The organism is Lacrimispora sp. (genome assembly GCF_046972725.1).
Lineage (GTDB): Bacteria > Bacillota > Clostridia > Lachnospirales > Lachnospiraceae > Lacrimispora.
Genome location: NZ_JBKVXF010000001.1, coordinates 1,161,596 through 1,172,755, shown reverse-complemented (window position 1 = coordinate 1,172,755; position 11,160 = coordinate 1,161,596). Strand labels below are relative to the sequence as shown.

Annotated in this window: 11 protein-coding genes; 10 read left to right on the top strand and 1 reads right to left on the bottom strand. The window is 36.0% G+C overall.

Annotation, left to right across the window (positions count from 1 at the left end; all coding sequences use genetic code 11):
• Nucleotides 1-11: 11 nt before the first annotated feature.
• The 7 genes from ACLTWA_RS05695 (at nucleotide 12) to ACLTWA_RS05665 (ending at nucleotide 6,151) form a co-directional block, all read left to right on the top strand.
• Entirely contained in the window at nucleotides 12-1,811 is a 1,800-nt protein-coding gene (locus tag ACLTWA_RS05695; protein ID WP_412326616.1) for a DUF262 domain-containing protein, read from the top strand.
• 165 nt (nucleotides 1,812-1,976) lie between these two features.
• Nucleotides 1,977-2,360, top strand: a complete 384-nt coding sequence (locus ACLTWA_RS05690) for a hypothetical protein (RefSeq protein ID WP_412326615.1) — start codon at nucleotides 1,977-1,979, stop codon at nucleotides 2,358-2,360.
• Complete coding sequence (locus ACLTWA_RS05685) at nucleotides 2,357-2,566, top strand: hypothetical protein (protein ID WP_412326614.1); 210 nt, start codon at nucleotides 2,357-2,359, stop codon at nucleotides 2,564-2,566. The genes ACLTWA_RS05690 and ACLTWA_RS05685 overlap by 4 nt, the downstream gene beginning before the upstream one ends.
• A gap of 23 nt (nucleotides 2,567-2,589) precedes the next feature.
• Entirely contained in the window at nucleotides 2,590-4,110 is a 1,521-nt protein-coding gene (locus ACLTWA_RS05680; RefSeq protein WP_412326612.1) for a hypothetical protein, read from the top strand.
• Between the two features lie 52 nt (nucleotides 4,111-4,162).
• Nucleotides 4,163-4,336 carry a hypothetical protein gene (locus ACLTWA_RS05675; protein WP_412326611.1) on the top strand — a complete coding sequence of 58 codons (174 nt, stop codon included), beginning with the start codon at nucleotides 4,163-4,165 and terminating at the stop codon, nucleotides 4,334-4,336.
• 12 nt (nucleotides 4,337-4,348) lie between these two features.
• Nucleotides 4,349-4,681: a hypothetical protein gene (locus ACLTWA_RS05670; protein WP_412326610.1), complete on the top strand. Its 333-nt coding sequence runs from the start codon at nucleotides 4,349-4,351 to the stop codon at nucleotides 4,679-4,681.
• Nucleotides 4,682-5,209: 528 nt separating this feature from the next.
• Nucleotides 5,210-6,151: a hypothetical protein gene (locus ACLTWA_RS05665; protein WP_412326608.1), complete on the top strand. Its 942-nt coding sequence runs from the start codon at nucleotides 5,210-5,212 to the stop codon at nucleotides 6,149-6,151.
• On the opposite strand, the gene ACLTWA_RS05660 is transcribed toward ACLTWA_RS05665, so the two are convergent.
• Nucleotides 6,148-7,271, bottom strand: a protein-coding gene (locus ACLTWA_RS05660; protein WP_412326607.1) for an IS3 family transposase whose coding sequence is annotated in 2 segments (ribosomal slippage) — nucleotides 6,148-7,013 and nucleotides 7,013-7,271 — 1,125 coding nt in all. Because the reading frame shifts where the segments join, the coding sequence is not laid out codon by codon here. The genes ACLTWA_RS05665 and ACLTWA_RS05660 overlap by 4 nt on opposite strands.
• 90 nt (nucleotides 7,272-7,361) lie before the next feature.
• Here ACLTWA_RS05660 and ACLTWA_RS05655 point away from each other — a divergent pair.
• From ACLTWA_RS05655 to ACLTWA_RS05645, 3 genes are all read left to right on the top strand, one after another.
• Nucleotides 7,362-7,775, top strand: coding sequence for a hypothetical protein (locus tag ACLTWA_RS05655; protein ID WP_412326606.1), 414 nt, complete (start codon nucleotides 7,362-7,364; stop codon nucleotides 7,773-7,775).
• A gap of 253 nt (nucleotides 7,776-8,028) precedes the next feature.
• Nucleotides 8,029-10,308 carry a hypothetical protein gene (locus ACLTWA_RS05650; RefSeq protein ID WP_412326604.1) on the top strand — a complete coding sequence of 760 codons (2,280 nt, stop codon included), beginning with the start codon at nucleotides 8,029-8,031 and terminating at the stop codon, nucleotides 10,306-10,308.
• 433 nt (nucleotides 10,309-10,741) lie between these two features.
• The gene (locus ACLTWA_RS05645) at nucleotides 10,742-11,020 is read left to right on the top strand and encodes a hypothetical protein (RefSeq protein WP_412326603.1); all 279 of its coding nucleotides are present in this window, start codon (nucleotides 10,742-10,744) and stop codon (nucleotides 11,018-11,020) included.
• The last annotated feature ends 140 nt before the right edge of the window (nucleotides 11,021-11,160 follow it).

Below are 11,160 nucleotides of genomic sequence, written 5' to 3'. Positions count from 1 at the left end.
AGAAAGATAAAATGGATATTACTCCATCATATGTGGAAATAGGAAAACTATTTGAACGAAATGTTTTATTTGACATTCCTAAGTATCAAAGATATTATGCGTGGGACGATGAACAAGTTGAAGATTTTATTGAGGACATATCAAAATTAATTAATCAAAATGATAAAGATCATTTTTTTGGTGGGATTGTTTGTGTTGAGAAAATTGTTGAAGGATCCAATCGACAGCAGAGAGAAATAGTTGATGGTCAACAGAGAATAACGACAACAATGCTTCTAGTAACTGCAATATATTATTCGTACCGTCAAATAAAAGATGACATACAAGATGAAGAACTCTTAGAACTAATAAGCGTTAGAATGACTAAAATTGAAAGAAAGTATTTTGTTTATGATGACGAGATAAACAGAAAACCAGTCAAAGTTAGACATCTTACAGTATCTGATGCAGATAAAGAATGTTATGAAGCAATAATAAGGGGCGAAACAATACCTGAAAATAGAGATTCTCACAAAAAACTTAAGAAAGCATATGATAAAATCAGACGCTTTGTTGCTGAGAATGTTAGTCAAAGTGATGATGTGTCTGAAAAATTGAATATGTTAGCCGCTATAGAAGAAGTAATAGACAGAAGTTGTACGGTTATCTTTATTGATGCAAAGACCAAAAAGGACGCATATGCATTGTTTCAAGTTTTGAATGATAGAGGAATGGGATTAACAGTGGGCGATTTGTTGAAATCTAAAACACTAGAGATTGTGGCAAAAGATGATAGTACATTTGATGAAGAGGCGCTGTTAAGAAAATGGGATGAAATACTTTCGGGCGAAAATAAGGCTATTGATAGATTCCTAAGATATTATTATATGTCTGTAATGGGGAAAAGGGCCGGAACTAACTCTCTTTTTGATGATTATATTGAAAAAATATTTGGTGTTGAAGAACGTAAACCAGAGTATACAGATGAAGAAATTAACAATGTAAATATGTGTGTAGATATTATTCATGAAGCGAGTTTAAAATTTTACTCAATTGAATCAGGTGAATGGCCATATGAAGATATGCAACCGATTACTTTATGGGATAGAAATAGATTAAAAAACCTAATTAGTTATCTTGATTATGATATAACATTAGCTTTATTAATTGCATCAACAAAACTTTCTCATGATAAGTTTAATGACATTGTGCAAGTATTGGAAAAGTTTATGTTTAGATACAAGGGAGTATGTAATAATAAACATCAAAAGCTAGGTAATATTTTTATGAAAGAAGCGCTTAAAATAAGAGAAAATCCTGGAGCGTATAGGATAAGTAGTTTGACTGCACAACTACGGCCATTAATTAATGAAAGTGCTGGAGATGATGTGTTTAAAGAGAAACTAAAGTCTATGAAGTATGTTGAGAGAGGAAATAATAAATTAATAAAGTATCTTTTTGCGACTTTAAATGAATATCATAAATGGTATGATGATAATGCTGAAGGAAAACCAAAAGCTGAGAAGGGGAAAATAATAAATTTCGAAGATGTTTCAATTGAGCATATTTTTTCGCAGTCTCCACAAGATGGAGATACAATACCAGATGGCTTGGATGACGTTAATGAATTGAAAAATTTGACGATCTTAACCTTAAAAGAAAATGGAGATCGTGTTAAAAATAAGAAATATGAAATAAAAAGAGATGTGTATATTGATTCAGAGTATGATATAAATACAAGATTCAGTCAGTATGAAGAATGGAATAATGAGGCTATGAATGATTGGTTAAATTACATATTAGATTTAAGCTGTAAGATTTTTGTGATTTAAGCATCACGTTTTTTTAGAATAGATTTATCGAATATAAAGAAGAACACAAGCAGAAAGGTAATAGTTTGGGCTTTTCACTTTTCGCTATTTAGTGTGGATTTCAATAAAATGGGTAAAACTATTGAATCAACTTGAAAAGACATTAGAAAAGTAAAGGATAACGATATGACACCATTAAGCTGGCAAGAATATGTATCGCATTTTGATGAATGGTCAGAGAGTACGAGAGCGAGTTATGTTTCTCGTCTTTCTGATTTTGGGAATCATAATGATGTAGCATGGTATGCTAACAACTTATTTAATATGAGTGCTTCATCAAGGCTTGTGAACATGGCCCTTGACGCAGGAGTGCGATTCGATTCAGAAGATATTTATTTAATGGAGTTTGCATTAAATGAAAGTACTATGCAGCGTGTAAATGAATTGAAGGATGATTTTGGCTTGCGCAGAAAAATTAAGAAGGAAAAGAAAAATGCATTCTGGCAAGGTGTAGCAGAGACGGAGTTCTTTGACACCTTTATTGATGATGTATTTAAGAGGAAAAAATGAAGTTATTAGTCTTAAAAATCCAGGAACCAGATTATGGTTGTGAAGAACGTCCTGCTGATTACATCATGATGGATAGGGTTGTTCTTTGTGGTGATGACCACGAGGAAATTGTTATGGAGATTTCTGATGCGAAACTCTATGAGAAGGATATCAATGAAGGTGACTGGGTTTACTTCGATGTTAATAATGTGATTTATAAAGAGTAATTGTTTGGAAGGAGGATGTCTTTGTGAGTAAGATACATGATTTTTCAATGAAATGGTTTGATGCACTCCGTAATAACAATACCAAGGATATGGATATAGTAGATGATCAATCATTTGCAGACGATTGTTTCTCTTTTGAATTCAAGATGGACTGTGGTGAAGCTATCATAAAGGCGTTTCCGGATAACAATGTTTTTAATGATTGGCAGGAGTTAGATAAGGTAATAGATACGATTGATGATGTTCAACTATTGGGATCTGCTATTTTTTCAAAATGGAGATATTTCAATCACTGGGCTGGTCTAGGAGAATCTATTACAGATGCGGCTAATAGAGCATGGTTCATTACTGCATTTGGAAGACTGGAAAGAATAACAGCTGAATCAGAAGATGAGGGATTTTTGTTTTCTGGTAGCATCAGAAAGATGAGACTTGTTGCTAATTGTCTTGGATATGGTCCATGTCCAGAAGAATCGGATGAAGTTGAGCAACACCTTACAATTACATCTGATGGGAGAATATATTATTCTGATTATTGTTTTGGCGATGGAAGTAAATATAGAAAGATTGATAGTAAAAACTATAGGATTGACATAGCGACAGCAACAAAAATGCTTTCTTTATTGGAAGAATACTTTTCAAATGAATTTGAAGCTGCGTTTGCAACAGATGTAGGTTCATGGGAATTAGTTCTTACAAATGCAGAGGGAAAAGAATTTTTGTTCAGAGGTTCTCTATGTCCTATAGTTGATAAACTGATAGATATATCAGAAGATTTTAGAACACTATTAGAAAAGCCTGGTTTGTTTATGTTTGATGGACAGGAATCACCGGATCAGATTGAATCATTAAAGATTAATTATCATCGAGTGACAAAAATAAAGCCTGGTGCCTTGCCAGAAGATGCTACATATGAGTATGTTACATGGGACTATAGTGAGAATATTGTAATCGACCGTGCTACTGAGACATTAACTCATATTCAGAATGTTGGAAGCGGATGTAAGATAAAACGAGAATATGAGATAGAAGGCGGTATTTCGTCACTTTTGGAAGGAATGGAAGAGGAAGAATTATTTACATTCACCGAGGGAAATGACGATGATGCATTATTTAATTCCTTAGAGACTAAAGATTATGAAATTGAAATCCAGTATAAGAGAGCTGGCAGAAAGGTTCTTACGGGAACATTTGACAAAAACGGTTTGCCTTATGATTTTGCTGAAGTAGCGGATAGTATTCGCGAATTTATGCTGTTCTATGGAATTGGAGAAATTCTTGATCCAGCAGTTTATAGTAAAAGAATTCGCAAAAAAGATGAATTGATTTTTTGCTACGTTGAGTTTGATTCAGAAAAGACGTATTGCTATTTGACTGATGATGACAAGATTGAGGCAGGAGATACGGTAATGGTTCCAGTGGGATATAATAATAAGGAAGTAGTCGTTGAGGTTGATAGAGTAGAATATCACACAGCTGAAAACGCCCCTTATCCGATTGATAAGATAAAAAGAGTTATCAAGCGTTGTGAAGATGAAGAATAGAAACTTTTGGTCAACTTGACCAAAGGTTGTCTTGTAGTGGAAGGTGTAGAATATGGAATCACAGTACATTAGAGTTGAATGTATTGATAATACTACGGGAGAATCAAAAGGTGGATATATGTGTGCTATGATGATGATAATGGCATTAAAACTTAATCTTTCTCCTGATATTGGAAATGAAAAGTTATTAGAAGAACTATCTAAATCAAATGACCCAGATCTTTAAGAGTTGATTCCTTTGCTTGGAACACTTAGCGATATTCCGCAGCCAGAGATTTACATTGCGGATAAAAAGAATCACGTATGTTTATATCAGATGTCGGAATTCTATGAGGAAGTCGATGATTTAGCGGAGGTATCTTTCATCTTGGAAGAAACTTCTGAAGAAAGGTATTCATTATGCTATAAACGATTTGATATTGATGAAACAGAGATTCTCTATGAAGATCCATTTCAAATTGTAATATCAAAGGAAACGTATGATGAAAAGAATGACGACTTAGATTATATTGACGTTGCTTTTGCAGTTGAAGAAACAGATGAGTTTGATGAGGAAGATTGGGACGAATAAAGAAAATATTCATATGTTTACTGTAGGGGCAGTTGTGCTAAGCTTGTCCTGTAGCGGAAGGCTCTTATTGTCAGGCATTATTGCTTGGGAGTGAGGGCCTTCTCTTTTTGCCTTCAAGCACAGCTGCGGGTTCATGCAGTCAACATATGAGTGACAACTTTTGGTCAAGTTGATCAAAGGTTCTGCTTGGGTATTAGGGTGGAAACCTTACGCGGACGACATAGGAGTACGGTATTTTCTGCCGATAGTTCATGCAACTATAGGCGTATCCTGTTATTCTCTTTACCAGTGTAGCGTTATGGTTGACCGGAAAAAAGTATGATTGGATGGAGTGTAGGAAATACAAGGGATTCAAAAGTCCAGAGCTTTGGAATCTGGTGAAATTGAAAGAAATATTTGTTTGGGACTTAGTCTGATTGGCTGGAAGAAATTCCAGTCGGTTGGACTATTTTTTTTGCCCTATTTTCTGTAATCACGATTTTTAGGCTCCAAGTACATATTAGAGGGCAAGGAAAGGAGATGGTTATATTGATTGAGAAAATTAAAAGCCTTCCAAAATATATTGGTGTTTACCAGAGTATTGGCAATGAATCGCTAACGAAATCTAATCTTTCTAAGAAACTGGAATCTTATTATGGGAAGTCAACAGTTATTGAAAAAACAAAGCAAGCTTTAGATGGACAGATTCCAATGGTGATTTCAAAGGATGACAAGGTAAGCATCGATTATGAAGAATTTAGAGGAGTAGTTGAGGGATTGTGCAAGTTATTTGGAACAGATGCAGCTGTTCTATTTACGGGTCCAGCCCCAGCACCTGGTGGTAGAAAAGGTGATAATCCTCAGATTGCCAAGGTTCCTAACAAAGTGGAGAATCCGCAGTTTACGGAATGTAAGAAGAAAAATATGGAACTGAAAAATGAAGTGGTGGCGCTTAAGGCAGAAAAGGAAAATCTTGAGAAGCAGATTATGAAGCTGAAATCAGAGAAGATCATTGCAGCTATGGCGGAACCTACTGTTCGGATCGATACTGCTCGTATTATTGGCAAGGATGTCAGAGAGGATATCTTTCTTCATAACGTGTCAGATGTACTTCCAGGAGAAAGAGATCGAAGCAAGGTAGGTGGTTGCCGCGACAGTTTTTATAAGAAAGATGCAGATAAGTCTCATCAGCTTACTGTCGCAAATGGCAGAAGGAGAATATCAGAGTTCTTATGCAAGAGCAGATTCTTTGAAAAGTTATTTAACGATTGCAAGGCTGCTGAAAGTCAGAATGCGATTAAGGGTGAGATTACACCTGAGAGAATCAGTGTAAACAGAAAGAAGTCCATTGATATGCTTCTGAAAGATGGTTCGCTTAATAACCAAGCAAAGCTGGCTTTATATGCAGGATGGCATGAGTATCACGGAACCGAGATGGAGGACTTACTTAATTATGCCGGAGATCATGGTGGATTGTCAACACTTTTTTAGACAACTTTTTTAAGGTTAGTAAGTCGATACTCTTTGGGGGTCAAATAACCAAGTGAGGAATGAATCCTATGGTTATTAAACCAGTTTACATAATCAGCCAATTCGTACTGTAACTGCTCTAGCGTCTCATATTCCTGACCTTTCACAAATTCGGTCTTAATGATTTTAAATGTAGCCTCTGCTACCGCATTGTCATAAGGACACCCTTTCATGCTCAGAGAGCGGCGAATGTGAAATGTTTCAAGCGTTTCATCCAGAGTTTTATTTTTAAACTCATTCCCACGGTCGGTGTGGAAAATCTGTATTTTTTCCAGATTTACATTGACTCTGGAAAAAGCTTTACTAACCAGCTTGGCATCTTTGTTCTTGCCAGCACTGTAACCAATGATTTCCCGGTTGAACAGATCAACAAGCACACAGATGTAATTCCAGCTGTTTCCTACCCGTACATAGGTCAAATCGCTGACTACAACGTTATATTGCGGCTGATCGGAGAAATCCCGGTTTACTATGTTTTGCACTTTGGATTCATTGCATTTATCCACATGTGGTTTGTATTGTGCTACGGTATAGGAGGATACAAGCCCCTCTTGCTTCATGATTCTCCCAATGCGCCTACGGGAAACCCTGAGGTCTTTTTTGGAAAGCTCCACTTTGATTTTCCGAGTACCATAATTATTCCGGCTCTGCCGGAATATCTCACGGATTTCAGCTGCCAGACTATCTTCTGGTTGTTTCTGCGTTGCTTCATAATAATAGGAACTTCTAGGGTTGTTTAGGACTTTACACATTGCTGATACAGAGTATTTGTGAGCATTTGCCTTAATCACATTTACTTTCGTCCTAAAATCAGCGCTGCTTGTTTTAAAATGTCGTTCTCCATCTCCAATTGTTTATTTCGTTTACGCAGTTCAATTAATTCTTGCTGTTCTGTGGAACGGTTATCTTTCTCGTGGAAAGAACCAGAGGTGGCAGACTGCTTGAGCCATTTATCCAGCAATGAGGTGGCAATATCGTATTCACGACAGATATCACATTTTCTTTTTCCATTATGATACAGCTGAACTAACTGCTGTTTAAATTCATCCGTATAAGAACGGGGCTTTCTTTTTTCGGTCATGATCATTACTCCTTTTCTAGCTTCTATTTTACATGACCTTAAAATATCTGTCCAATTTATTGTAGCCTATCCACAGTTCCGGAGAATGCGGTGAAGTCATTAGGTGATTTGTCTAAGGATGGATTTTATATTGAGGATTCCATGAAGAAGTCTCAGATGGTTCTAACAGATAACCTTGCAGGCAAGGATGAAGTGATGGATAAGTACTTAAGTGGTTATGAAGTAACATCCTTTGATGCGCAGAACTTTGCTGATGTTGTAAATGGTAGCTTAAGAAAAGGTGACATCGTGAACGTGTTTGCACTTGATCCCGCAACAGAGCTTTTAACCTTATATGCAGAGAACGTGTATGTGGCTGAAGTATATGATAATGCAGGGAATAAGGTTACGGAGCATGATGGTATTGCAACAAGCTTTACCGTGTGGGTGACACCAGATGAGGTGGAGAATCTGAACCTGGCGGTTGTGTATGGTGGGGTGCAGATGTATTTAAAGACGGAGTAAGGATTGAACCTGAAAAAAGTTAGTGGGGAGTGTGCTGTTGTAAAATGGTACACTCTTTTTTATATGTAGGAATAATTTGCAAAGCCTATTCTTAAAAACAGATAAAACAATGGCGAAGAGAGTGGATTGAGAATAAAAATGAAAAAATATTCTTAAAACTATTGACAAAAGAAAAGGGTGAGAGTATATTATAAAAAGAATAAAGCAATTGAATTATTCCTGAAAGAAATAAAAAAACGGAGGGAAGAGCGAAATGACGGAATATAAAGTTAATATGATTCTTGATGGCGGTAATTACAAGCTGTCTTATTCCAAGGATGGTAAGCAGAATAAAGTGACGATAGGTAATGAGAAGAACATTACAGTTATGGCAGCAAGAAGGGTAAGTTCAGAGGTTGAGGAATTGCTACATTCAGATTTATCATTTGATCTTCTGAAGAAAATGAGAACAATTAACACGGATGCAGAAAAGTGTGGCTATCATAGTTCAGTGTTAAAGTATCAGACATTATCAATAGAGCTGGTAACGAAGGTGTTATATCCAGAGAAATATGAAGATTTTCTAAACGACGAGTATTCGATAATTAAGAAGGAAGAAGATCCTTTTGAAATTTTGAATGTTGGGTGTACTGGATCCGGAAAAACAAGGTTTATATTGAGTGCTGTGTTATCTCCGGAAGCTTTGAAAAATTTTGTTCCGGCATTGACAAGCCTTAGAGAAACAACAGCATGTTCTATTCTTTACCACATCAACTCAGCTAGAGTTTTTATTCAGGATGGGTATGACTTTAGAGTGAAGACAGTGCTGAAGAATGAGGAAGAAATCAGATATAGTATTAAGGGACTTATTATTGAGGCAGTTGAAGAGTATATTGTTACAGTTAAGGAAAACTGTAAGAGTATAGAAGATATTGAAGAATTATGTGAAAGGTGTAGAGGCGCAGTTGTAAAAAGACTTGAGATGAATTATGACAAGACTTTTGGACTTGGAATAAGAAAAATCAATGAGATTCTTGCTTCATCAATAGAGAAATTAACAAAAGATGCACTGATGGGATTCTATGGAAGTAGCAAATCAATTGATAAACTTGCTATTGAAGATACAAACTACATTATCAAGCAGCTTGTTCGGGATTATGACGATGACCAGTTTAATATCAGTAGTGAAGATGTTAATACGATGTTAGTAGGATTTGATTATTCGGATATGGTTGAGCAGTTGTATGAAGAATTGATGGCAGATCTAGCAAAATATAATGCAGAATATTCTCAGAACGGACAAGTTGGAGAAGAAATTGATTATTCTGGAAACACAGAGGATTCATCTACATTGTTGTATCTCAGCCACGTTTTTGGAAATAAGTCAAAGCAAAGAAAAGGTGAATTCTATACAATCGAGCCTATAGTAAAGAGTGCGGAATTCTTCTTGAAATCAAACAAGATCTCGTATGAGAGAGAGGTGATTCTCTCTGACAGTGTGGGAATTAATCAGGGACAGAAAGATGCTGCGAGAATAAATGAGGTTGTATTTAATAGAGTTCAGGAGTCGGTTCAGAATCGCAAGCCGGATTTGATTCTATACCATACAAAAATCAATAATAAAGATGATTATATGTTGGATGTTGTAAAGAAATTGAATGCACAAGGGTATGGAAAGAGTACCTTTATTGTAGCTGGAAGATTGGATGAAGTATTTACAACATACATAACAGATAATTTTATTGATGAATCGGAAGTAGACGAGGAAATGTTCGATGAATTTATCGCTGAAACAAAGCAGATTTATGTGGACTCGGATGTTACCTTGAATTCAATCATTGGTTCTCATTACTTTATGTGTGACAAAACCAATAAGTTAGCGGACAAACATTTGTATGCTAGAAAATATACCTGTCCAAGCATTCTGGAAGATATTTTGATTGAAAAACTGAATGTGGGGCAGACCCCTTGCCAATATAATGATGTTGATTTTATGCAGATCATTGAGTGCAATAATGTAGCAGGAAATGTATATCAAAGATTTTTGGATAGTATCCCGAATATGATTCCGCTTTTATACAGTAAAATGAGATGGAACACATTGCAGAAAGCAATTGAGGTATTGCGATGGAACGGATATGGCTTTGATGTTTTATATCCAGCATTTAATATTAAGAATGCAATTGCAGATGAATTAAGCAGCGATGAAATCAAAGCGGAGTTTGTGAGATTATTTGGCGACGATGCAGATGAGATGAAGAAGAGATACTTGCTTGAAGTGGCAGATGCTTCTCAGATTGTCTTGGTCACAGAATATCGTACTTTTATGAAGAGATTATTGGATATGAGATATGATTCGTCCCTTAGAACTAATCTTGGGATTTCCATGACTGATGATCGCAAGCATAATTTGCAACGACTCTACGTTGGTTGTTTGGAGCAAGAGGGATTAAAAGGGGCGCATGCATTAAAGATAGTTTTCCATATTGCATGGATTAGAACTTTAGACTTTTTCAGAAGACAAGCACAGTTTTCTATGCAAGCAAAGCTGTAAATTAAGGGGGTAGGATTATTTGAATGAAGAATTAGTTATATTAAGTAAACTGAAGCCGACAGGAACGATTTCTTGCCCATATTGTAATAAAGGGAAATCGTATTCCTTTGGCTGCACTGGGAAACAGTCACAGCCATGTGACAAGTGCCATAATATGGTCCTTTGGGATTATAATAACATGAAAGGCTATAAAGCCAGAATTCGTGAATATGCAAGTTAATACAATTGCCACCTGAGCAAATAGGAGCTATAAGCTACCACATAGTCGGGGCAGATGAGATGAGAAGTACAGATTACTTCTATCTTGTTTGCTCCGTTTTTTTTGTTGCCAATCAATGTCTTCTAAAGACATTAGATTTATAAATTTATTTTTGCACTGAAAGGTGCATAAAATCTTTATTCGAGAGAACTTGAGAGGGAAGACACGAAAATTATGCTTGAAAAATTCTTCACAGCAGAGTATTATACATACAGAACATATGTTTGGGCAATGAAAAACATATGGGATCAGCTAGAGTATTCTGCAGTGGGGGACATGGGCTCGGTGTCTATCGGAAAACCTGCTTCATTAGCCGCTGGATCAAACGGCTATGGCTACATTTGCACGAGAATGACAATTCCCTTTTTTCTCGATGAAGATGAACATTATTTTTTATCTTTTTTGGAGGTGAATTCTGATGCAAGAGATCACATTTTATTGCAAGAATTGTAAGAAGAGCTTACACATGTCTTATCAGCTTACTGGTAATGATGACACTCCGGTTTTACCTAATATCATCATTAAGTGTACTCATTGTAAGCGAGCATTATGTTTAAAGAAGTACACAGAAAAACAGTTATTAGAGCATGCTG